A 23,161-nucleotide genomic window follows, 5' to 3' on the forward strand; every position below is an offset into this window, starting at 1 on the left:
CTTGCCGATACGTCGTTGTTTTGTGGCCCAACGCAGCCGAGTTCGGGGAGTTACCCTGGTCGAAGTTCTGATCGTGATCGCGATCCTTGCTGTGATTGCGGCGATTATCATCCCGGTCACGATCAGCGCGAAGGAGCGCGGCAAGGTTTCGGCATGCATCACCAACCTGTCGCAGATCGGAACGGCAACACAGCTCTACACCGCCGACTACGACAGCCTGCTCCCCACCTATATGCCCGGGCTCGATCCAAAACCCGGCGACCCCTATTTTCTGCCGTGGGTGACGACACGCTGGATCGCCCAGCTCAAGCCCCACGGCTTCAAGGATGCAATGGCCTTCTGCCCGTCCGACCCTTACAAGGGCCAGCCGCTCGTCGCGCCGGACACCGTTTACGATGGACGGATTGTCCGGAGCAGCTATACAGGCTGGCTGGGTTCAGCGAGCTATCCCTCAGCCCCCTTGGATGCGGTCCGCGACCCTGCCGGAGCCACCCACATCAGCGACCAAACGCGCGAACTGTTCAATTCGGGCAAAGGCAAGAATGAGAAGTACACGGTTCACGGAGAAGGCTGCAGCCAGCTCTTCCTGGATTGGCATGTGAAGCACTCGCACTGCCCTCTCATTCCGAAGATGTAGGACCTCCATCCGCCAATAAGCAATCTCATAGAAAGGAAACAGGAATCATTACTCCTCTGCCGCTAAGGTGAAGTAAACAGTCGTTCCCTTGCCGAGCTCGCTTTCTGCCCAGATTCTGCCGTTGTGTCGCGAGACGATCTTTGCCGCGATTGCCAGTCCAATTCCAGTGCCTTTAAACTCCTCCTCAGAGTGGGCTCTGACGAAGGGCTCAAAAATGCTCTCTGAAAGAGTCACGTCGAAACCCGTTCCATTGTCTTCGACGAAGTAGACACTCTCGCCCTTGATTGTTCTCATACCAAACGCGATGGTTGGCGATTCCACCACCGCAGAAAACTTGAACGCGTTGCTAATCAAGTTATCAATGAGAATACGAAGCATCCGAATGTCGCCAACGACGGTCAAGCCTTGTTCAACCGTAGCCTCCGCTTCATCTGGCGAATGACGGATTGAGACCTCGGCAACGGCTTCAGCTGCAATCAAACTTAGGTCTACTTTGCTTATGTCCATCACATCCCGGCCTGTTCGGGCGAGACGCAATAGCGCGTCTACGAGGTCAGACATCCTTGCGGCAGCCAGAATGATCCGACGAAAAAGAAACTCATCTTCCTCAGTGAGTTTCTCTTTCAAGTCTTGAAGCAGGATTTCGGAGTAGCCCGATATCGCTCGCAAAGGAGCACGAAGGTCGTGCGAAACAGAATAAGAGAAGCTCTCAAGCTCCTTGTTTGCAGACTGTAGCTCCTTGGCAAGCGCCTTTGCGTTATCCTCACTCATTCGCAGAGCATCGTTCGCTTCAGCCAGCTGTTGATTGGTCGACTGAATCTCCTGCGCACGATGGTACAGCTCAATGTCCATCTCTTGACGAACTCGCGCGGAGTCACCAAACTCCTGTGTAAGAGCATCGGCACGATCAAGCAAACGCACGTACTCGGTAACGTCCTCAACGCGGTGAATAATGTACTCGACCTCACCAAGTTCGTTGAGAACGGGAGAGTTAACCGGACTCCAATGCCGCTCCTCAAACCCACCACCCTCAGATTCTGGCCTGCGAATATCGTACTTTTGGATGGCCATCGTATTTGGCCGACGCTCTCTCAGAACGGACTCAAGGGAGAGGCGTAGGTTATGAACGCCGGTTGCGGCTGGATCGTCGGGGTTGTCTGGAAAGACATCAAACAGATGTCGTCCGATAATTGACTCTCTATCTGTAAGAGTCGCCTGTAAGTAGGCGGCGGTTACACCAACGATAACAAACTCTCTTGATAACACCAAATAGAGCCCGGGAGAAAGCTCAAACAGCTTTCTAAAATCGGTTTCCCCGCGAACTTCATCCATTTTTCAGCCTCCCCGCTGGAATCTAGAACTCAAGTATGCGACAAATTTGCCTCCTGGTCAATAGCATCGCATGGAATATAGAGTTTGATTGCACGTTCGAAACTTGACATTTCACTGCGCGTGTACGTGTTCATTGGCTGCGACAAAAATGTTAAAGCAATCGTCAACTTTTTGTGTCGTTTCGGGCACTTGAGACCGTACTCTGATAACCCTATACAAGCTGCAGCTTGCAAAACAGCAAGAATAGTCAGCCAAGAGATCGCCCCGACTACGGCTCGTCGATAGCTACTTTCCGTTCAGATGCTGGCCGAGGAATTTGACCGTGCGATTCCATGCATCTGCAGAGGCAGCCGCATCGTACACCTCAGGCCGATCATCGTTGAAGAACGCGTGCTGAGTGCCCGGATACGTGACAAATTCGTGAGGTTTTCCCAGCTCATTAAGCTTTGCCGATAGGTTGGATACGACTTCGGGAGAAGAATAAGCATCGTTCTCGGCAAAGATGCCAAGCATCGGACAGTTCAGGTTCTCAAGTTGGGGATGAACGTTGGGATGAATCCCATAAAAGTCAACACAAGCTCCTATCTTTGAATTCACCGTAGCAGCATAGAGCGAGAGCTGACCGCCCATGCAAAAGCCTACGACTCCAGCCTTGTTCGAGGTCACAGCTTCGTGGCTTAAGAGGAAGTTTACAGCGCCTTTCAACACCTTCTCGGCATCTGCGATGTTCAAGGCCATCATCAGTGACCCAGCCTCGTCGGGCTCAGTTGTGGCTTTTCCGTGATAGAAGTCTGGGGCCAAAGCAACAAATCCAGCCTGCGCAAATCGATCGGTCACGCTTTTGATGTGCCCGACGATTCCCCACCACTCTTGAATGACGATCAAAGCCGGGCCAGTGCCGGACTCGGGGATTGCCAGATAACCGCCATAAGAATTACCGTTCCCATCAAACGTAATCATGCCCGCATTGTTACCCGATAATCCTACTGGGTTGACACAATTCAACCCGCCAGCGCCGTTAAGGACGACGGCTCGGGACACCCGATGATTACATCTCCGTGTTTCGCGGTGCAAGGAAGTGAAAATGAAACAGAAACTGAGAATTCTTGGTGCGGGCATTGGCCTGCTTGTCTTTGGTGCAAATACCGAGGCTGCGTGGTACACAAACGAAGCCGATTTCCTTTCCGCTATCCACGGATCGTACTACCTGGAAGATTTCGCCGGCTGGGATTTCTCTGCACCACTCGATGGTTCAGAAACAGAATGGTCAGCTCCTGGCTCGAACGGATATAGATGGAATGGGTTTGCGGCCGATGGATTGTTCTCTATTCCGGGTGCGCTTTCAACTAACTTCGCGAACGACACTTTAACGCTATCTTTTACGGGAGCGCCAGTAAGGGCGTTTGGACTGAACATCGCCAATTCCGACTTTGAAGCGAACTATATCGCCGGCGATGCAACCGTTACACTGAGCAACGGAGCCGTGAAAACACTGAGCTTGGCTGGCAATCAGGGATTTCTCGGTTGGGCGGGCAATGAAACCCTCACATTCGCAGCCCTGAGCACAACAAATTCCAATGTGGATGATAATTGGGTATCCGCCGATCACATCTACACTGGAACATCCGCGCCTGTTCCGGAACCTGCATCGATTGCCATCCTCGGGTTGGCAGTGCTCTCCTTGCTTCGGCGACGAAGAAGCTAAAGCCTGCAAGCACACGGCTTTTCAAGAACCCCTCTACTTAATCGTTGGGGGGTTCTTGTTTTATGTCAAGACCATTCAGAGCGCTCTCTGCAGAAATCTTGAATAACTTGTACATATCGGATTTGTTTTGTAGATTCTCCCCGGTAAAATCACCAATTATTGCCACTTCTCGATTGACTCAGGGTGAGGTTGGCACGATTTGCAGTATATTAAATTCTCTACAGAAAGTTTGTCCATGGTTATTGGACAGGTGGGTGGAACACGTTATGAACAAGAAAATGAGATTTTTAGCGGCTGGCGCCGTTTTGATGGTTGCAAGCGCCAGTGCACATGCAACTTGGTACACGAACGAAGCGAACTTCCTCGCAGCAATTGATCCGAACTTCTACCTTGAAGATTTCAATACGTTCACCTCGTTCGGTACGCCGCTCGACGGAACGACGAGCACTTGGTCGGCTCCAGGCGCAAACGGTTACGGCTGGGATGCTTTCGCAGCAGGTAACCTTTGGTCGAACGTTGGCGCACTGTCAACGAACCTCGCCGAAGATCCGATCGTGATCACGTTCACGGGCGCCCCCGTTACAGCATTCGGTCTTAAGATCGGCAACACCGATATCACCGGTGCTTTCATCGCTGGCGATTCGACCGTTACGCTCAGCAATGCTGCAACCAACACGCTCACACAGGGCGCAACCGAAGGATTCCTCGGCTGGGTTGGCAACGACGTTCTGACATCAGCAACACTCACAACCGTCAGCCCGGCTAACGACTGGGTCCAAGCTGACCACGTTTACACGGGCGCAGCCGCTGTTCCCGAGCCCGCAACCATGGCAGTCCTCGGAGTTGGCGCACTCGCACTTCTTCGCCGACGAAACAAGAAGGCGTAAAGACCTTCATCCGACACTAACGGAAAGCGAGTTCACCTTAAGGTGAACTCGCTTTTTTGTGCCTCTCCCTCCCTGCCCGCAAAAACACCAGTTCAGACCAACTTTTCCTGAAGCCTTGACTAACTACAGCTGTAATGATACATACTCACTACTATTGTAGTCCGCGTGATGTCGGACTAAAGGTGAGTAGATGCTGAAACGAATGAGATTTACAATAGCTTGCAGCGGGCTCCTTGCGCTGTCTATGAGCGCACACGCAACTTGGTACACCAACGAGGCTGACTTCCTTGCCGCTGTCGGGCCAAATCTCTATCTGGAGGACTTTAATGGCTGGACCAACGCTTCTCCCTTGAATGGCGCTCCATCCTGGGCATCGCCTGGTGCAAACGGATTCGGTTGGACGGCATCTGCTGATCAAGGACTGTACTCTCTGCCTGGTGCAATATCGACGAGCTCTCCGTTCAAAATCATCAATTTCAACTTCACTGGCTTGCCAGTCACCGCTTTTGGGTTGGTTCTCGGAAACAGTGATCAAAACGGAAACGATTTCGCGGGAGACTCAACGTTGCGTCTGAGCAATGGCGAGTCGAAGGCCCTAACGCAGGGCGCGACGCGATCGTTCGTAGGCTGGGTCGGGGCAAGTTCCTTTGCGAGCGCTGAGATCTTCTCAAGCCATTGGGTTGTCGGCGATCACATCTATACTTCTGGGCCCGTACCTGAGCCTGCGACATTGGCCGTTCTGACGATCGGCGCAATCGCGCTGCGCCGTCGCAATACGAAGAAAGCTTAAAGGCCAATCCCACAAACCACCAAGGGCTCATCGTGAAGGTGAGCCCGTTCTATTGACCGTACGGCAGTCAGAGCTTGTCAAGGACTTCGCGACTGGTCGACAAGCATCCCAGAAAATCATCGGGCGGGTCAACATAAACTTCCAGCCGTGACTTGCTAACCGGGTGTGTTAGAGCGAGATACGCCGCATGAAGCTGAAGAGGGACACTGTTCAGGTGCTTCTGACCGTAAAGCGTGTCTCCAAGAACCGGATGATGGGCAAAAGTGAGATGAACGCGTATCTGGTGAGTGCGTCCAGTTTCCAGCCTCGCCGCAACGAGCCAACCGGCATCAAGCCGTGCAACACGAAGGATGTGAGTTTTGGCAGGCTTGCCCTTTGGATCAACCGCCATCTTAAGACGATTTTTCTGATCGCGAGCAATTGGGGCATCAATCAAGAATCGCTCAGCCGCGACGTTCCCGTCGACCACAGCAACATACCGTCGTTCGGCCGTCTTGCTTTCAAACTGCTTTGCAAGCGCGTTGTGGATGCGGTCATTCTTCGCGACGACCATCAAACCAGTCGTGTCCTTGTCTAATCGGTGGACGATCCCCGGTCGAAATTCTCCACCTGCCGTACTGAGCTTCTGCCCACAAGAAAGAAGAGCATTGACTAAACTTGGCTCTTTCAAGGAAGCTGCCGGATGCGCTGCCAGTCCACGTGGCTTGTTCACCACAAGCAGATGCTCGTCTTCGTAGCAAACCTCAATGGGGATGTCCGCTGGAGTAAGGTCGGGGGCCGAAGTTTCAGGAAGTTCCTCAATTTCTACAACCATGCCCGGCTTAAGCTTGAGGCTGGGTTTACTCTGCAACTCTCCATCCACTCGCACATACCCAGCATCAATCGCACCGGCAATCTTTGTGCGGCTGTGCGTGCTGAACTGCTTCTTTAGAAACATGTCCAGCCTCTCTCCCTCATCAACTACAAAACTTTTCGACATCTTAGACCTTCGCAACGCAATGTGCGAAGCCCTTTCATTGTGGCGCACTTGATCCATTTAGATCGGAAATTGTAATTTATGCAACTATATGGTTGCATTATTCTTCGGCAATTGCTATAATGCAACTCGGAGGTTGCATATGAACAACACTTTGCAGGATACGATTGAACGAGAGATGATTTTGAACGCGCCGATTGGCCGGGTCTATCACGCACTTGCCGACGCCAAAGGCATTTGCTCTTGGTTTATGACAGCAATTGAAGGAAAGTACGAAGCTGGGGAGGACGTCGTCTTCATGTTCCAAGGCTCAACGGCAGTGTTTCGCGTTTCGGCTCACATAGTGGCAATGGACCCACAGCATTACTGCGCCTATCGTTGGGTGCCGGGGTCGGACACTATAGAAGGAGACCTTTCCAAAGTTGCAACGACGCTGGTTGAGTTCTTCTTGACAGAGACAGAAGGTGGAACGAAGCTCCGAATGGTAGAGAGCGGATTTACCTCTCTATCTCCAGATTACTATGAGCAGGCATTCAAGGATAACAACGGCGGCTGGGACGAGGAGCTTCCGAAGCTCAAAGCCTTCGTCGAGCAGGCGTAATGGCCGTTGCCGAAGTCTTTCGGGCTTTGGGCGATCCTGTGCGGTTAGAGATTGTAAGACGGCTATCGCAAGACACGCCGTATACAATCTCTAATCTCACGGAGGACCTTGGAGTGACCCGTCAAGGGGCGCGCAAGCATCTGCAGGTCTTGGAGAACTCGAGGCTGATTATTCTGCGTCCGGAGGGACGGCAAGTGCGCGTCTCGCTTGATGCAGAGACTCTGAAGAAAGCGAAGTCTTTCATTGCCGAGCTTGAAGCAAAATGGGATGCGCGGCTGGAAGCGCTACGACAATTTGTCGAAGAGGATTAGCCGTCTGCTTTGCATTCCACGAGAGCCAGGATAATGCTTAGATTGCATCTAACGAGATGTATCAGGCTCTGCAAGCGGATCATAGAAGTCCTTTGGGAGCATCGCCATCCAGCGCTCGGGTTTGGGCAACGCCTCAAATCCGAGCGTTGCATAAACGCCATGGGCATCCTTCGTCGCAAGCAGCCATCGGCACTCACGCAGATCGGGGTCATCAAGCGCAAACTGCGTCATCGCCCGCGCTATTCCCTTCCCTTGATGCTCAGGGCTAACGATCACATCGCACAAGTATGCAAACCGAATGCGATCCGAGACCACACGCTCAAAGCCCACCAACTGACCATCATGGTAAGCCGCAACCACCATCGCGCTGTACTTCGCCCCCTTCTCTATCCGCTCACGAGAGATACCGGGACACCAGTAGCTGTTCGTCAACATCTCATGAACGATGGCGAAGTCAACGCGCGATAGCTCATCGTCGATTTCATATTCTCCGTGTTGGCGGATCATGCAAAGATTCTATCGCTTCCAAAACCCTGCACAAAGATGCTGGCCCATTAGACTCAAATCACCATCTATTCTTCTTTGAAATTAGCACTCTCAGCGGTATACTGCTAATCATTCAGAAGCGTCATCGGAGTACCAAGCGCGCTAGAGCGACACACTCCGAAGAAGACAGCAATTTAAGGAGAAACTATGAAACTGCAACCACTGAACGATCGTGTGATTGTGGGAGCTGCCGCAAAGGAAGAGAAGACCGCAAGCGGCATCTACCTCCCGGACAGCGCCCAAGAGAAGCCCCGACAGGGCAGCGTGCTCGCCGTCGGCCCCGGCAAAATCCTCGACAGCGGCAAGCGTGAGCCGGTCGATGTGAAAGTCGGCGATACCGTGCTCTATGGCAAGTACAGCGGCACCGAAGTGACGGTTGAGGGCGATGACTTCATCATCCTCCGCGCCGACGAAATCCTTGCCGTCATCGAAGGGGCAAAGGCAGCTAAGGCTGAGAAGAAGGAGAAGGTTGGGGCGAAGAAGTAGTTTGGGGGCGTAAGGGTCGTAAAGGGTAAGGATTGTAAGGGGAAAAGAACCTCAGTCGATCTATTAATCACTCCTTACCACCCTTACTCCTTACCACCCTTACTCCTTACCACCCTTACTCCTTACTATCCTTACAAGCTTTTTCACGAACTCCCTCCCCACCAGATAGAGGAAACCAATGGCCGCAAAAGAACTCAAATTTTCAGACGAGTGCCGGAAGGCTCTCGAAACAGGCGTAGACAAGCTCGCCAATACCATCAAAGTCACCCTCGGCCCGCGCGGCCGAACGGTCGTGCTCGAGAAGAAATTTGGCAGCCCGGTCGTCATCGACGACGGCGCTACCATCGCTAAGGAGATCGAGGTCGAGGACCGCTTCGAGAACATGGGCGCCCAGCTTATTCGCGAAGTCAGCACCAAGACCAACGACGCCGCTGGCGATGGAACCACCACCGCCACCGTTTTGGCTCAGGCTATCTTCAAGGAAGGCATCCGAAACGTTGCCGCCGGAAGCAACGCCACCCAAATGAAGCACGGCATCGAGAAGGCCGTGGATGCGGTTGTCGATGCGCTGGTCAAGATCAGCAAGCCGGTAAAGGGCAAGGCCGACACCGTCCAGGTCGCCACCGTCAGCTCCAAGATCCCCGAGATCGGCGAACTGATCGCCGAGGTGATCGACAAGGTCGGCAAAGACGGCGTCGTCACGGTTGAAGAGTCGAAGAGCCTCGAGACCGGCTTCGATATCGTCGAAGGTATGCAGTTCGACAAGGGCTATCTCTCGCCCTACTTCATCACCGACGCGACCCGCATGGAAGCCATCTTCGAAGACCCGATGATCCTCTTCTATGAGAAGAAAATCAGCAACGTTCAGGACATCGTCCCGATCCTCGAAAAGGTCCTCCGAAGTGGAAAGGCCCTGGTCATCATCGCTGAGGACGTCGAGCCGGAGTGCTTGGCAACCCTCGTGCTGAACCGACTCCGTGCCAACCTCCCCGTAGCCGCCGTCAAGGCACCTGGCTTCGGCGACCGTCGAAAGGCGATGCTCGAAGATATGGCGATCCTCACGGGAGGACAGTTCATCAGCGAAGACCTCGGTCTGAAGCTGGAGAACGTCGGCATTGAGATGCTCGGCACCGCTTCAAAGGTCGTCATCACCAAGGAAAGCACAACGGTTGTTGCTGGAAAGGGCAAGAAGGCGGACATCGACGGACGCATCAAGCAGATTCAGCGACAGATCGAAACCACCGACAGCAGCTATGACAAGGAGAAGCTTCAAGAGCGACTTGCCAAGCTCAGCGGCGGCGTTGCCGTCATCAAGGTCGGCGCCGCTACCGAGACCGCGATGAAGGAGCGCAAGGCTCGCATCGAGGACGCTCTGGCAGCAACCCGTGCAGCTCTCGAAGAGGGCATCGTGGCAGGCGGCGGCGTGGCGCTGCTCCAGGCAGCAACGGCTCTTGACAAGCTCAAGGGTGACGCTGACGAAGAGATCGGCATTCGCATCATCCGCAAGGCTCTCGAAGCTCCGATCCGCATCATCGCGGAGAACGCGGGCGTTGAGGGTTCGGTGGTCATTGAGAACGTGCGCGGCGGCAAGCCGGGTTACGGTTTCAACGCCAGCACACTGGTCTACGAAGACCTGGTGAAGTCAGGCGTTGTTGACCCGACGAAGGTTGTCCGACTGGCTCTGCAAAACGCAGCGTCGGTTAGCGGCCTGCTGTTGATGACGGAAGCCGCAGTGGCTGACCTTCCTGAGAAGGAAGACGAAGGCCATGGCCACGGGCACCATCATCACTAAGGGCTAAGAGATGATACCCCTCCCTTGTTAACGGCGAAGCCTTAATGAGGGAGGGGTTAGGGGAGGGAGATATATCGCAAAAAACCCTAACCGAACAGGCAATTCAACTCGCATCACAGACAAGTCTTAGCCTCTTGTCCAGCAAGAGTCGAGAATTCCAGTTGCATGTCAGCAATACACTCGGGCGTTTAGTAACACAAGGCTACTCAATGTCACGAGACACTGTGACGTCTCAGCGTCTATATTCAGCCATCTATTCTTGGATCAGCGAATTCGCCGAAAAGGCTTGGCAAATGTATGTAAGTCGGATTGAGCAGGCTGGGCTGAACCATGACACGACGTCCGTTGAAGTAGCCTATCAGCATTTTAAGGCGCAACAATCAACCTGGACACCAATCTTAGTCGCTTCTTGTGCGGAGGCCATAAAGATCGACTCCAGCACCGCAGAGGAAACAGCACGAAACTTTGTAAGCAGAGCCCTTGGCGACAGTGTTTCGGCGCAACATCAGAGTTATCTTAATCTGAGAGACAACGCAATTCTCGCAACCGAAAGAGCAAGATCGGACCAGCCAAGACTTAACAAGAACAACTTAGCTCTTATTTTCGGACGTGACGATGTAGCTACCAACTGTATACGTCGGGTTGTAAAGTCACTTAGCGTTAACCTTATCGACTTTCAATTCGCTAAAATAAAAGGAGAAAGCGCTGATGATTTCAATCATGAAATCATCGACCGCCTTTTTGAGAGTTGTGATGGCGCGATTGTAATCCTGAGCCCGGATGAAAGAGCTATCCTCCGCCCACAACTACACCGACACGCAAGCGACGCTAAGGAGAAATATCAGGCCAGACCAAACGTCATTTTTGAACATGGAATAGCACTGGGTAAATTTGGAAGGCGTGTAATTGTGGTCCAATTTGGGGATGTAGAGTTACACTCTGATGTTGCTGGGCTGCACCCATTTCGGTGGAGCGATGCTAAGTCAATGAGGAATCAACTGTCTGATCGTTTATCTGCAATGGGCTATTCTGTTAAGGCAACTGGACGGTGTCCAAGAATAAAATATGTTCCCATTGGTGACCGTAAGGGATATAAGGATGATCCTAATAGCGTTGATTATGACAATTTAGATTGGTTTCAAATGTCTAGCGATGCGTTGAATGGAAATCCTCAAATTCAAGGATTTATGAAGGAAGGATGGCGGATTACGTCATGTAGACCAAGCGACCTCACAAAAGTAGAGCTTGAAGGATTCAGACCCGTTGTAATACGTCGTCCTAACGGGACACTGGTCAAGCTACACGCAGGCAATCGAGAAGATGACAAGGGAAGCATCTGGATAATGAGAAGAGAGGCATAAGGTACTTTCCAAGATTTTGATGCTTCGGGGCTCAACCTCCTCAGACTGGGGTCATCTCGACTCATAGGCCCTAAGCTAAAATCACCGATCCATCTTCCAGATCGCTTCCAGCACAGCCGCCCTGACAGACAGGTACGGATCATTTTCCAGGGAAAGGATCAGCGCACGGTTGGAGCGGTTTTGAGCAAGCGCACTGACGGCAAAACTCCTCACATTCGGGTTTTCGTGGGAAAGCAGGGGCGAGATATGCTCCCGTGCTGCTTTTGGACGTCGGCCGGCGTAACCAAGGAACTCCAGCATGTAGAGGGCGCTGAGAGTCTCCTGTACGTCAGCCTCCGGCGCGAGGTAGGGTAACGCAATGCGGAAGTCGCCATGTTCATGCTCAAAGGACAACGCCTCCAGCACTTCCGCCCGGACGAAAGGATGCTCCGATTCGCTAAGGAGCCGACAGAGGAAACGGTGCGATGGTGCAGAATCCAGTATGCCCAGGCCCACCAGAATGTTGGAGAGCAAGCCTTCCTGCGGAAAGTCCTCGCGTGCCATCCCAGGGGATAGCAAGTTTAAGTATTGATTCGCCGCAGCCTCAAGCCGACCTCTCGCACGGTGGCACTTAGTGATACCCAGGTGAAGTGCAGCCTGTCCCTGACCGAAGGTGCCTTGGGCGGAGACGAACTCGGAAAGAAGCGCCCCACAGTCTGTCCGCCTGTGCGGATGTCGCTGCCTGACCTCGTCAAGGTATTGGTTGATCGCCTGATTGGGTTGGTCTTTGCACATTGGACGCTCAAGAGAAACAAGTTATGCATGCATGAGCAGACTATCTTCTTTTGACAAGTCCAGCCCTGGCGTAAAAGATCACAAACACGACTTGCACAGAAAGGCAGAAAACAATGGCCGCAAAGATCGCATTGTCTGCTGCCCAACCCCAACGGATACTCCCCCAAAATGCCGTGCTCCAAACAACCGAAGACACCATTGTGCTCACCAAAAACGCCCACACAAAACCGAACTTTACTCTCGAAAATAGAAAATACAAAGTCCACCAAAGAATAATGGTAAAGCACAACGTGCCATTTAGAAATGGTCGCAGCGGTATGCCGCTGCCCTCATCAAATGCACCAGAGTGTCCAGCTTTTGAATGCAGCAAAACAAGGAACAATGTCGCCCCAAGTACAACGATCAGAATTGGAGTGACTAAATGAGGCAAGTACATTGGTCGAGATGCATTTTCGGATAGTGATCGGCGAATTGTCCTCACAGAGATATTATAGGGGCGGTTTGTAGCTTTAGAAGCACTCTCAGCTGCGGCAATTGCGCGGATATAGAGTCAATCGTCTACGTCAAAAGAGAAGCCGATCCGACTCTCTACATCCGTTCTAACTCAACCCGCGTTCTCTCGTTGACCACATTCCCCGTGTTCAGAGTTGACGCCGGTTCAAACAGCATCACTTCACACACTTCCTCTGCAAAGGGGCAATGCTCCACTTCCCGAGGAATGACCATAAACTCCCCTTCTTCCAGCCACACATCGCCATCGCGCAGCTTCATGCAAAACCGTCCCTTGACCACCAGAAACATCTCGTCCTCATTGTCGTGATGGTGCCAAACAAAGTCTCCTTGGAACTTCACGAGCTTGACAAGCTGCGCGTTCAGTTCGCCAACAATGCGCGGATTCCACTGGTCCGAAATCGAATCAAACTTCTCTTGCAGGTTCACTTTCTGGATCATTACCTTCCCTCCCATCCAACCACAGATAAACCACAGATGCCGTCAACATCCCGATGCACGCCCCACCCATAACGTCGGTCGGCCAGTGCACACCCCGATAGATTCGGCTCAGCCCCACCAGACACGCCCAAGCCATGACGCCCCATCCCCATTTCTGCCGCTCGGTCCCGTACCACCTCAGAAACAGATAGAAGGCAATGGCAAATGCAGACGCGGTGTGTCCGCTCGGGAAAGCGTTGTGGTGGAAACCCTCTTGCGGCAAGCTATCCCACAACCTGCTGGGCCGGTCGCGATCAAAAACCTTCTTTAGGATCGCTGAATTCAGAATGCCAGAGGCGGCGTAGCACAGGATCAAGGGCCAGACCCAAGCTCTCCACTCTGTAAGCCGGAATCCTTTGAAGCCTCGCAACGCCCAGGCAAGCCCACTTCCACCCTCGTTTGCAGCCAGTGTACGCACTCTGAAGACGTACCAGCCCAGCAGGAGCGCAACCATCTGCACCCAGCCAAGGCCACTGGTCGAGATCACCCAAAAGATGGGATCGAGCCAGCTTTGGTGCCATCCGTGGTGGATGGCGCGAAAGATCTGCTGGTCCAACTCCCAAAGCCGCTGCACAGTGTCAGTCTACTTGAGCGGGTTGCGGTATCTCACAGACCCTAACTTCACTCATTCTTCGCCGTCAAGGTAATCACGATCGTCGCATGAGAGGCTCCATCTTTCAGATCACCTTCCGTCTTCCTAAGCTGATCGAGTCTCTGCTGTACCGCTTCAAGGTCACGGCTCGCTTGAGAGTCTCGCTGCCGGGCTCCGGCGCGCCTTGCCAACTCTCTTTCTTCCTCTTCAAGCTCCTTCACCTTAGCTTGAGTCTCGGCATACTTGGCTTGCATATCCGACGAACGGACCTCTCGTGCCGTCACCGTGCCGATCTGCTTAAGACCTTCAAGAGCCTTTTCAAATGCGGCTTCTTGCACTCGGATGGTGATAAGGGTCGCCGACTTCTTGGAACCATCGGTGGAGATGCTGCTGATTAGTTTGCCGCCCAGCGACTTAGCCAGCTTCTCGATCTTCTCTTCGGAGGACTGAATATTCTCTACGCTAAGCCCAATCTCACCCCTTTTGATCGCCATCTGTTGCTTGGCGTCAGCCGGGCTTTCTGGATTCATTGAATTGGTGCCGAGCGTACTGTTCACGCTAGGATCAAACGGTCGAAGCCGCGGCTCACTCGCTCCTGGCAAGCTTCTGGTCGGGCTCGAATCTTCAAATGCTGCCTCAGGCCGTTCTGTCGAAGGCGTTTCCGCTCGCCGATCCAACGTGTCGTTTGAGCTGAAGCTTGCGCTCTCCTTGGCGGAGCTGCCACCATCGGCATTCGCAGGTGCACTTCTCGCTTTAAACGCCTCCTCAGTCGCAGCCATATCGGCAGAGGAGTTTGCAGCTTCCCCAGCCAAGCCTCTCATTAGGGGGAACATCACAAACATCACAGCGACGGCACAAGCCCCTGACCACACGAGGCGACCATTCCGGGTCGAAGGGCTCCACCAAGGTGTCTTGGCTGTCGTGACCAATCGTCTCACCTGGTCCTTGCCTTCGATGGTCAAAGTGGGAGCAACGGTTCTGATCTCCGACGAGAGCAGCTTCATCTGCTCGCACTCCTCTCGCAACTCAGGGCTAGCGGCTATGCCAGCCTCTACTTCGCGAGCGCGCTCCGGCGAGAGTTCGCCGTCCAAATATGCCTTTAAATCCTCGCGAATGCTCATGCCATAACCTCTTCTGCGCCAAACAGCGCTGTGCGTAAATTCAAAAATGCGTGGTGAAGGCGCGACTTCACCGTTCCTATGGGAACACCGATCACCTGAGCAATCTCCTCATACTTCAAGCCTTCGATTTCGTGCAGAAGCACGACCTCCCGATGTTCGGGACTCAGCCTCTTCAATGCCGTCCGAAGAACCTCACGATTGATGACGGAGGCCTCTGGGCTCTCTATGCCGTGCAGTTCCATGATCCAATCCACCGATTCACAGCGTTGCTTGCGCAGAGCGCTCCGGCAGTGGTTGTGAGCGATGCCAAATAGCCAGGTTTTTAGGCTCGAATCACCACGAAACCGCTTGATAGAGCCTTGCGCCGTAAGGAAGGTTTCCTGTGAAGCATCTTGCGCGAGTTCTCTTCCGACCGACCTCGCACAAAACGCGAACACGGCATCGTAGTACATGTCTACGATCCTTCCCATCGCCTCGCGGTCTCCGCGCTGAGCTAACTGGACATCTGCATCCATTACCGGACTTCTTGAAAACTGAGTGTGGGTAGCGCTAACAATTGTTCACACGATTGCAAAAAATCATAGGGACCGTACTTTAGACGTCGGAGATACCTAAGGATCGTCGGCAGAGTGGACGCCCTGGTATATGTGCATGTAAACTGACTCTATGGTCGTCGTCCCCTCAATACGAAAGGTCCGGAATGCGTTTACTTTGATTGAGCTGCTCGTGGTGATTGCGATCATCGCGATCCTGGCAGCCCTACTTTTTCCTGTTTTTGCCCGCGCAAAGCTTGCCGCAAAAAAGACCGTCGGCATCGCCCACCTGAAGCAGATGGCAACTGCTGTGCATATTTATGCGCCGGATTATGACGACATCATCCCGACAACATATGCTCCCTGGACCGTTTCGCGTGGATACTCACACAACCTTTTGATCCCCGTCCCGACGACCTGGCCAACAGCTCCCACCCCCGACCAGATGAACGCTTTTCAAACCTTCTGGGGGAACAACATTCAACCGTACATGAAGAACATAGACATGTACTACGATCCGGGTACATCGGAGATCCGGTCAAGCAGCATCAGCGCCGGTATGCCCCCCGACACCGTCAAGAACAAGATCAGCTATACCTTCAACGGCCTTTTGAGCGGCTATCCACTCAGCTCTGTCGCCGAGCAGACCCGGACGCCTGTGTTCTGGATGGGGCGTGGACGTGCCGCATTTGTCGGATATGGCTATGTCAATCCGTACCTTGAGTGCCGCGACTATTTCTCGCCCTGCGTCTACGTGCCTTCGTCGGGTCCCTGCACCTTCAGCGGCAATCCAAACGGCGTGATCAGCTTCCTTTCAAACAACACCCGTGGGCTTGGATACGACGTTTACAGTGGGGGAATCAACTACTCTTATGCCGACTCTTCAACCAAGTGGCGCAAGCTTGGCATCGGCACGACCGGCAACACCGACCCGAAGATTGATCCATTCCTCGAATACGGCGGCGGTCCACACCCATCTGGAACGTGGTACGACCAGAACAAATGCCACCTTTATATGTTCAGGCCGGACTTTGACTTTGGCAACGAACCAGCAACTCCGAATGTCTTCTGATTCGGAGTTGTCGTTATTCGCCTGCCGCATATCGTGAGGTATCTATCACGTCATACTTCCCTATTCGACCGATGGACACCGACGACGGGTACTGCGCCGACCGGTGGATTTGAATTTGGGCTTTGATGTAATCGTTTGCCTTCGCGCGGTAGATGTCCAAAAACTGATTCGGGTTACGATCCGCTAACGGGAACCAGTTGCTTTGAACCTGGATCATCAGCCGATGCCCTCTCTGGAATCCGTATAAGAGGTCTGGCATGGTGTAACGCACGCGCTCCACACTGTTGGCCTTGAGCGGCTTTGGATGCGTTGGGTCGTCGCGGAATTTTGAGCGCATGATCTCGGCGCGTACAAGTCGTTGCGATCCCCCAGGCGCTTCGTCAATCACTTTCACCACGAAGTCTGCGTCCGTTCCAGTGGTCTGCACATAGAGGTCGACGTTCACGGGTCCCGCCAGAACCCAATCTTCCAACAGAGTCTCGGTTCGGTAGGTGAGAACATCGGCGCGCTTCTCGGCGAAAACTTGATCGTCGATCATGTACTCTCGCGTGCGTGATGCTGTCTTTTCGGCAATATAGGGCGTTGGGTTAGCCGGGTCGTTTGTGTATTCGTCGAAGGCAGGCCCTACCTCACTGGGTTTGGAAGTTGAGATACGGCGGTTACCGTGGAAGAAGAAAGTTGTTGCCTTCGCGTCTTTTGGAGGCCAAACGTCAAACTTTGCCCATTGATTGCGTCCGCCGACGAACATGATCGCTTCAGGATTCCGATAGCTCCCATCGCCTCGCAAATGACTGTCAAAAAACGGAAACTCTACCTCTTCCATATACCAATCGGAAGTGCGAATACCGAAGTTCACGCCACCGAATGATGAACCGTTCGAGCGATGCCACCCGCCATGAAACCAGGGACCCATCACGATTGTGTTCGTTGCATTTGGGTTCTTTTGCTCAATTCCACGGTAGAGGTAAAGGGCTCCCCACAAGTCTTCAGCGTCGTACCAGCCTCCAGTCGTCATTACGGCGCATTTCACACCAGTTACATGGTCCGGCAATGCCCGAGCCTTCCAATAGTCATCGTAGTTGGGGTGCACAAACAGCTCGTTCCAAAATGCAACTTCGTTCTTGAAATACAAGTCATTGGCGTTGCTTAGCGGGCCGAGATCGAGAAAGAACTGATACGCGTCGCCTTTCTTGTCGTGCGCTGGTCCGCGTTTTGGGGTGGCTGTTGGTTCGGGGCGAGGTTGCCCAAAGTTGCCGAGAAAGTTGAATGCGTCCATCATGAAGAACGCGCCGTTGTGATGAAAGTCGTCGCCGATCCACCAGTTAGAAACGGGAGCCTGCGGCGAAACTGCTTTCAGCGCGGGGTGGCTGTTCACCACTGATGCGCCCGCATAGAACCCCGGATAAGAAATCCCCCAGATTCCCACCCTACCGTTGTTGCCTTGTACATTCTTGATGAGATACTCAATCGTGTCGTAGGTGTCGGTGCTCTCGTCGATCTTGGCATTTGGGTTCAGCTTCGAAATCATCGGGCGAACATTGACGAAATCACCCTCCGACATGTACTTCCCACGCACATCTTGGAATGCAAAAATGTAGTTGTTGGACACGAATTTCTGCGATCCACCAAAGCCAGACTTGAAGTTGTCGGGTCCGTAAGGTCCGGCGCTGTAAGGCGTCCGCGTCAACATAATCGGGTGCTTCCCCGAGTCGTCCTTGGGAACGTAGACGGCGGTATAGAGCTTAACGCCATCCCGCATCGGGATCATGTACTCAGCCTTCAGATACGCATCCTTGATAGGAGTGGGGCGCTGTTGACCCGCTTGAGCCAGTGTGAGACCACAGAATGAGAAAGTAACTGTGAGAATGAGGAAGCGACACAACCGCATGTTATGCAGTTCGTCGTGGCGGCCATAGATTCCTTCCCAAGGCCAGCGGCTAGCCTGTAACTCATTTAAAGTGCATGGGCAATCTACTGTGGCACCGGTTAGGTACCGTAATTCTATGATCCGAACATTTGGTTTTCTTGGCGCTCTCTTTGCTGGGCTTGGAGTTCTTGCGGGCGCCTTTGGAACCCACGCCCTACGCGAATCTAAAACCGCTCGGGAGATGGAGATATGGTCGACTGCCTCGACCTACCAAATCTTCCATGGCATCGCTCTCTTAGTCCTTGCAGCGCTTGCCAGCAAGCTGGCCTTTGAGAAAAGGGCAAGGGTTAGCGGGTGGTTGTTCGTTACGGGAGTTGTGGTCTTTAGCGGGTCGCTCTACGCAATTGTCCTGACTGGGCAGACCAAGCTCGGGATGGTCGCGCCTGTCGGTGGACTGAGTTTGATGGTTGGTTGGGCTGTCTTTGCGTGGTGTTGTTTAGGAAGCCAGCCCGCAACAAAACACAATGATTGATGCCTCAGCCCGAACACCGAAAGAAGCCATAATCAATCCCAACTTGCCATGAAGATCGCAATCGCCTCCGACCACGCCGGATACCGCTACAAAGAAGCCATCGAAGACCGCCTTATCAAGCTCGGGCATGACGTTGAAGACTTCGGAACCCATTCCCCCGACTCTTGCAACTATCCCGAATTCGTCATCCCGGCGGCAAAGGCCGTTGCTTCAGGAGAGTACGAACGTGGAATCGTCCTTGGCGGTTCTGGAAACGGCGAAGCCATGGCAGCAAATCGAATTCACGGTATCCGTTGCGCAGTGGTGTGGAATGAGGAATCGGTGAAACTCGCCCGGCAGCACAACAACGCTAACATGATCTCCATCGGCGAGCGAATGATGAACCTTCAGATGGCGCTCGACCTGGTAGACGTGTTCATGTTTGAGTCTTACGAAGGCGGGCGACACGATATACGGATTTGGCAAATCGATGAAATGAGCAAGTAGCGCTAAGCCTGAACGACCGCATAGCCGCCATTCGTCGCAGTCTGCCTGGGCTCTTCTGGCAATAGTCCGACATTCGTCGGCACCAAAGTAGAAACACCCGGCTCCTGCATCGTTACGCCAAGCCAGACCGGTGCAGCCGCAATCGTCGTCGGGTTGTGGGTGATCACGATAAACTGTGTCGTCTCTTTGAACTCGCGTAAGAGGTCGATAAACCGCTCGACGTTGCGCCCATCAAGCGGAGCATCCACCTCGTCAAGCACAACGAGCGGTGAAGGCTTTACACGTAGTAGCGCAAAAAGGAAGGCCGCGGCACACAGCGACCTCTCGCCTCCACTCAAAAGCACTAGCCTCTGCTTATTCTTGCCCGGAAGCTGTACATCGATCTCAATGCCGCTTTCAAGCAGATTCTCTTTGTCGGTGAGTTCAAGGTTGCCCTGACCTCCGGGAAACACCTTGGCAAAGATCGCAGAAAAGGCTTCTTGGACCGCAGTAAAGGTGTTAAAGAAGCGATCTCGTGTGAGTTCGTCGAGCTCTTTAATACTGGCCTCAACTTGCTTGATGCCCTCGACGATGTCCTCCATCTGCGTCGCGAGTTCGTCGTAACGCTCCGTCAGCCGCTCAAAAGCTTCGATTGCGCCAAGGTTGACATCCCCCATCGACTTGAGTTCACGCCTTAGCTTGCTCACTAGCGCGGCAGCGTCCGAAGGGACCTCTATGGAGTCGGCCTGAGCTAACGCATCCTCTTCAGTTAGGCCGTACTCCTCCATCAAACGCTGCTGGCTGGACGCGCGTTTGGCATCGGCTCTGGCTCGATTGAGTTCGGCTTGGTGTGCAGTGTCGCCGCAGGCTTGGGCGTTGCGTCGGGCTTCCTTTGCCTGCTCTGTGCTTTGGAAGCTGCCATCGAGAAGCTCACGCTTCTTCTCTTGAGCAACCTGAAGCTTAGCGGTGACATCCGCCTGAACTTCAGTCGCACGTGCCTTGTCTTTCTTGTGGCGTTCGATGTCGTCGCGAGCGCGCTGTCTCTCTGGCTCAAGGTTGGACGCTCGTTTGTGTCGGTGCTCTTCTGCCTCTTTTGCGTTCGAGAATCGCTTTTGAGCGGCAACATATCGGGCCTGTGCCTGCTCTAGTCTCTGCATCGCCTCATTCAGTCGATTCTCAGCCTGTTCTGCGTCGGCAGATCGAGCCGCCAGTTGCTTAATCAGATGATCGCGGTCAGCCTCAACTCCAGGCAGATCAATCTCAGGAAGCTCTACAGACGCAGCCGCCAAAAGTTGAGCCAACTCGGCCTCAAGTTTGCTCTTCGCACGACCCGTGTCGTTGAATTCGTGCTGCAGGCTCTGAAGCCAGTTCTGAGCCTCCTCCAGCTCGGGTGCTTTTTCGCGAGTTTGTCCACGTAATTCAGCGATCTTAGCCTCATCGGTGAGGATCTCTTTTGTCCGCTTGGCAGATGCTTTTTCGAATTGCGATATCTCTCGCTCAATACTTTCCAGCGCACGCCCGAGCTCTGCGAGATCGGCTTTACGCTGCACCATTCCATAACCCGACTTCGCCGCCTGTCCTCCTGAAACGGCACCCGAGCTGTGTACAACCTCTCCATCGAGTGTCACCAACCTATTCCAACCCGAGGTTTTTGCAAGCCGCAACGCAACGTCAATGTCCTCAACAATCACAACTCGGCCCATAAGGCTATCGATGACAGGCCGATAGATCGAAGCGCATGAAATCAATTCCGAAGCCCGCCCAACGACACCCCGCTCATTCAAAACGCTCCGCAAACCTGGCGACGGCTCAAATGGACGCATCAGAGGGATGGGTTGGAAGGTCGCCCGACCCAAACGACCAGCCTTAAGATATTCGATGGCCCGCTTAGCGTCTTGTTCGTCTCGGACGATGAGATCGTTCGAGGACGCACCGAGCGCTGTCTCAATCGCAAGTGCGTACTCCTTATCAACTTCCACACACTCCCCGACCGGGATGTACTCGCCATCGAGCTTATTGTTCTCGGCGGCCATCATTACCGCTCGCGCGCCTTGATGAAGCCCTTCATGCGCTTCAATTGTGGATTCGATGCCGCGCCGACGCCCTTCTAACGCCGCCTTCTCGGCGAGATGTTTGCGAACGGATTGAGCCTGCTTTTCTTCCTCAGTCCGAAGCTCTTGCATCCTTGCAGCGGCCTGTTGGATGGCAGCTTCGATCTTGGAGATCGCCATCTTGGCGCTGTCGTAATTGTCCTGAGCTTCCTTGAGGGCTTTCGCAAGGTCCGGCACAGTGGACTCGATGCCCTGGATCTCGCGTTTGATCTCCTTTTCACGCTGCTTGCGGTGCTCAGTTTCGGCTTTCTGCTTGAGCCGAAGTGTGTGGGCTTCGCGTGCTTGCTGAAGCTCCGATTCCAACTTTTTCAGTTGCGCAGAAAGAGCTTTTGCATCCTCACCCGCCCCGGCAAACTCGGCGCGCAGCCGCTCTAGGTTCTCTCGCTCAAGCTCTTCTTCGGCCTTGAGCGATTCTAATTCCTGTTCAAGCTCTTTGAGGCGTTGCTGCCCCGCCGTGCCTTCATGATCCAAATTCTTTTCAAGCTCATCAAGCGAGGTAAGTCTCTGCTCGGAGAGCCGCATCGCGGCATCCGCGCGCTCAAGCGCGGTGATGCTGGATTGCTGCTGAGCGCGGAGGGAATCCATATCGGATTCCAACGCGCTGATACGCTCGCCAGTACGCCGAACCTGCGCTTCCAACTCCTCTGCGCGAGCGGACTCTTTGCTTACGAGAAGCTGTGACTCTTCGATGTGCTTTTCTTGAAGCTCAACTTCTTTGACAGCATTTGCAATCTCGACAATGAGAAGCCCGCTTTCGACCTCGCGCAAACCGCCCAACACCGATTTATAGCGCACAGCGACTTCGGCTTCTTCCCGGAGGGGCTCCCTCTGCGACTCAATCTCAGTGATGATGTCCCCAACTCTGGAGAGATGATCTTGAGCCTGAGCCATCCTCTTGAGCGACTCTTGTTTCCGCGCGCGGTAACGCTGGACACCCGCAGCCTCGTCAACCCAAGCTCGACGCTCTTCCGGGGAAGCGGCGAGGGCCTGATCAATGTCCTTCTGACCAACAATCGCGTAACCCGCCCGACCCAGGCCAGAGTCGGCAAGAAGCTCTAGAACATCACGCAAGCGGCAGTTGCGACGATTGATCATGTAGTCGGATTCGCCTGACCGCGTGAGCCGACGACTCACGGCAACTTCGGGAGTGTCAATAGGGAGCGAGCCGTCTTCGTTATCAAAGAGGAGCGTCACTTCGGCGTATCCCACTGGCTTGCGGCGTGAGCTCCCGCTAAAGATCACATCCTGGTTGGTTTGCGCACGCAATTGCCTGGCGTTGCCTTCCCCCAATGCCCAGAGGATGGCGTCGACCAGGTTGGATTTGCCGCAACCGTTTGGCCCAACAACAGCGATGAGATCGCCGTCAACGTCGAACTCGGTCTTGTCGGCGAACGTTTTGAAGCCAAATATCTTGACGCGCTTGAGCCGCATAACCTTGTGAAATCTCTCTTGAATGTACCGGGACCGCGCCGTTGTTAGCTTGAAACAGCTTCAAACCCAGTATTTCAAATCCTGTGCCCTTAAAGACGAATCCCCAAGTTCGAAGGAAGGGGGATGTTTTCCACAATGCAGTGTAGTTACCTTCCCCCTTGACGGGGGAAGGCCAGGATGGGGGTGGCAAGTGCACGTTCCTCTCTTCACAATGGCTGGATCCCCCGACTAGGTCAACGAATTGTAAAG

24 protein-coding genes are annotated in these 23,161 nt (G+C 53.6%); 12 read left to right on the plus strand and 12 right to left on the minus strand.

The window, feature by feature from the left end; genetic code table 11:
* Position 1: 1 nt before the first annotated feature.
* Positions 2 to 637 (plus strand): prepilin-type N-terminal cleavage/methylation domain-containing protein, encoded by a 636-nt coding sequence (locus KF784_09515; protein ID MBX3119292.1) that lies wholly within the window; start codon positions 2 to 4, stop codon positions 635 to 637.
* Positions 638 to 685: 48 nt separating this feature from the next.
* On the opposite strand, the gene KF784_09520 is transcribed toward KF784_09515, so the two are convergent.
* On the minus strand, positions 686 to 1,969 hold the full coding sequence (locus KF784_09520; protein MBX3119293.1) for a PAS domain-containing protein: 1,284 nt from the start codon (positions 1,967 to 1,969) through the stop codon (positions 686 to 688).
* 285 nt (positions 1,970 to 2,254) lie between these two features.
* On the minus strand, positions 2,255 to 3,010 hold the full coding sequence (locus tag KF784_09525; GenBank protein MBX3119294.1) for a dienelactone hydrolase family protein: 756 nt from the start codon (positions 3,008 to 3,010) through the stop codon (positions 2,255 to 2,257).
* A gap of 43 nt (positions 3,011 to 3,053) precedes the next feature.
* Between KF784_09525 and KF784_09530 the strand changes: the two genes are divergently transcribed.
* From KF784_09530 to KF784_09540, 3 genes are all read left to right on the plus strand, one after another.
* On the plus strand, positions 3,054 to 3,674 hold the full coding sequence (locus KF784_09530) for a PEP-CTERM sorting domain-containing protein (GenBank protein MBX3119295.1): 621 nt from the start codon (positions 3,054 to 3,056) through the stop codon (positions 3,672 to 3,674).
* Positions 3,675 to 3,940: 266 nt separating this feature from the next.
* A complete protein-coding gene (locus tag KF784_09535) occupies positions 3,941 to 4,561 on the plus strand; it encodes a PEP-CTERM sorting domain-containing protein (protein ID MBX3119296.1) in 621 nt (206 codons plus the stop codon).
* 190 nt (positions 4,562 to 4,751) lie between these two features.
* Positions 4,752 to 5,351 carry a PEP-CTERM sorting domain-containing protein gene (locus KF784_09540; protein ID MBX3119297.1) on the plus strand — a complete coding sequence of 200 codons (600 nt, stop codon included), beginning with the start codon at positions 4,752 to 4,754 and terminating at the stop codon, positions 5,349 to 5,351.
* A gap of 67 nt (positions 5,352 to 5,418) precedes the next feature.
* On the opposite strand, the gene KF784_09545 is transcribed toward KF784_09540, so the two are convergent.
* Positions 5,419 to 6,288 carry an RluA family pseudouridine synthase gene (locus tag KF784_09545; protein MBX3119298.1) on the minus strand — a complete coding sequence of 290 codons (870 nt, stop codon included), beginning with the start codon at positions 6,286 to 6,288 and terminating at the stop codon, positions 5,419 to 5,421.
* 181 nt (positions 6,289 to 6,469) lie between these two features.
* Here KF784_09545 and KF784_09550 point away from each other — a divergent pair, with 181 nt between their 5' ends.
* Both KF784_09550 and KF784_09555 read left to right on the plus strand, forming a co-directional pair.
* A complete protein-coding gene (locus tag KF784_09550; protein MBX3119299.1) occupies positions 6,470 to 6,928 on the plus strand; it encodes an SRPBCC family protein in 459 nt (152 codons plus the stop codon).
* Positions 6,928 to 7,239 (plus strand): helix-turn-helix transcriptional regulator, encoded by a 312-nt coding sequence (locus KF784_09555; protein ID MBX3119300.1) that lies wholly within the window; start codon positions 6,928 to 6,930, stop codon positions 7,237 to 7,239. The genes KF784_09550 and KF784_09555 overlap by 1 nt, the downstream gene beginning before the upstream one ends.
* Before the next feature lie 48 nt (positions 7,240 to 7,287).
* Here the strand turns inward: KF784_09555 and KF784_09560 are convergent, their stop codons facing one another.
* Positions 7,288 to 7,746, minus strand: a complete 459-nt coding sequence (locus KF784_09560; GenBank protein MBX3119301.1) for a GNAT family N-acetyltransferase — start codon at positions 7,744 to 7,746, stop codon at positions 7,288 to 7,290.
* Positions 7,747 to 7,932: 186 nt separating this feature from the next.
* Between KF784_09560 and groES the strand changes: the two genes are divergently transcribed.
* From groES to KF784_09575, 3 genes are all read left to right on the plus strand, one after another.
* The gene (gene groES, locus KF784_09565; GenBank protein ID MBX3119302.1) at positions 7,933 to 8,271 is read left to right on the plus strand and encodes a co-chaperone GroES; all 339 of its coding nucleotides are present in this window, start codon (positions 7,933 to 7,935) and stop codon (positions 8,269 to 8,271) included.
* Between the two features lie 178 nt (positions 8,272 to 8,449).
* Positions 8,450 to 10,063: a chaperonin GroEL gene (gene groL, locus KF784_09570; protein MBX3119303.1), complete on the plus strand. Its 1,614-nt coding sequence runs from the start codon at positions 8,450 to 8,452 to the stop codon at positions 10,061 to 10,063.
* A gap of 209 nt (positions 10,064 to 10,272) precedes the next feature.
* Entirely contained in the window at positions 10,273 to 11,424 is a 1,152-nt protein-coding gene (locus KF784_09575; GenBank protein MBX3119304.1) for a nucleotide-binding protein, read from the plus strand.
* Between the two features lie 81 nt (positions 11,425 to 11,505).
* Here the strand turns inward: KF784_09575 and KF784_09580 are convergent, their stop codons facing one another.
* From KF784_09580 to KF784_09605, 6 genes are all read right to left on the minus strand, one after another.
* Positions 11,506 to 11,967: a HEAT repeat domain-containing protein gene (locus KF784_09580; protein ID MBX3119305.1), complete on the minus strand. Its 462-nt coding sequence runs from the start codon at positions 11,965 to 11,967 to the stop codon at positions 11,506 to 11,508.
* A 271-nt stretch (positions 11,968 to 12,238) separates the two neighbouring features.
* Complete coding sequence (locus tag KF784_09585) at positions 12,239 to 12,679, minus strand: hypothetical protein (protein MBX3119306.1); 441 nt, start codon at positions 12,677 to 12,679, stop codon at positions 12,239 to 12,241.
* Between the two features lie 107 nt (positions 12,680 to 12,786).
* Positions 12,787 to 13,149 carry a cupin domain-containing protein gene (locus tag KF784_09590; protein ID MBX3119307.1) on the minus strand — a complete coding sequence of 121 codons (363 nt, stop codon included), beginning with the start codon at positions 13,147 to 13,149 and terminating at the stop codon, positions 12,787 to 12,789.
* Positions 13,115 to 13,762: a phosphatase PAP2 family protein gene (locus KF784_09595; GenBank protein ID MBX3119308.1), complete on the minus strand. Its 648-nt coding sequence runs from the start codon at positions 13,760 to 13,762 to the stop codon at positions 13,115 to 13,117. Before KF784_09595 ends, KF784_09590 begins: the two co-directional genes overlap by 35 nt.
* Before the next feature lie 47 nt (positions 13,763 to 13,809).
* The gene (locus tag KF784_09600; GenBank protein ID MBX3119309.1) at positions 13,810 to 14,901 is read right to left on the minus strand and encodes a DUF4349 domain-containing protein; all 1,092 of its coding nucleotides are present in this window, start codon (positions 14,899 to 14,901) and stop codon (positions 13,810 to 13,812) included.
* Positions 14,898 to 15,416: an RNA polymerase sigma factor gene (locus tag KF784_09605; protein ID MBX3119310.1), complete on the minus strand. Its 519-nt coding sequence runs from the start codon at positions 15,414 to 15,416 to the stop codon at positions 14,898 to 14,900. The genes KF784_09600 and KF784_09605 overlap by 4 nt, the downstream gene beginning before the upstream one ends.
* A gap of 151 nt (positions 15,417 to 15,567) precedes the next feature.
* Here KF784_09605 and KF784_09610 point away from each other — a divergent pair, with 151 nt between their 5' ends.
* Positions 15,568 to 16,506 carry a prepilin-type N-terminal cleavage/methylation domain-containing protein gene (locus KF784_09610; protein MBX3119311.1) on the plus strand — a complete coding sequence of 313 codons (939 nt, stop codon included), beginning with the start codon at positions 15,568 to 15,570 and terminating at the stop codon, positions 16,504 to 16,506.
* A 13-nt stretch (positions 16,507 to 16,519) separates the two neighbouring features.
* Here KF784_09610 and KF784_09615 read toward each other — a convergent pair whose 3' ends face one another.
* A complete protein-coding gene (locus KF784_09615; GenBank protein ID MBX3119312.1) occupies positions 16,520 to 18,394 on the minus strand; it encodes a CocE/NonD family hydrolase in 1,875 nt (624 codons plus the stop codon).
* A 115-nt stretch (positions 18,395 to 18,509) separates the two neighbouring features.
* Here KF784_09615 and KF784_09620 point away from each other — a divergent pair, with 115 nt between their 5' ends.
* Positions 18,510 to 18,905 (plus strand): DUF423 domain-containing protein, encoded by a 396-nt coding sequence (locus tag KF784_09620; protein ID MBX3119313.1) that lies wholly within the window; start codon positions 18,510 to 18,512, stop codon positions 18,903 to 18,905.
* Between the two features lie 48 nt (positions 18,906 to 18,953).
* Positions 18,954 to 19,391, plus strand: coding sequence for an RpiB/LacA/LacB family sugar-phosphate isomerase (locus KF784_09625; GenBank protein ID MBX3119314.1), 438 nt, complete (start codon positions 18,954 to 18,956; stop codon positions 19,389 to 19,391).
* Between the two features lie 2 nt (positions 19,392 to 19,393).
* On the opposite strand, the gene smc is transcribed toward KF784_09625, so the two are convergent.
* The gene (smc, locus tag KF784_09630) at positions 19,394 to 22,912 is read right to left on the minus strand and encodes a chromosome segregation protein SMC (protein MBX3119315.1); all 3,519 of its coding nucleotides are present in this window, start codon (positions 22,910 to 22,912) and stop codon (positions 19,394 to 19,396) included.
* Positions 22,913 to 23,161 lie beyond the last annotated feature (249 nt).

The sequence above is a fragment of the Fimbriimonadaceae bacterium genome, from assembly GCA_019638775.1.
GTDB lineage: Bacteria > Armatimonadota > Fimbriimonadia > Fimbriimonadales > Fimbriimonadaceae > JAHBTD01.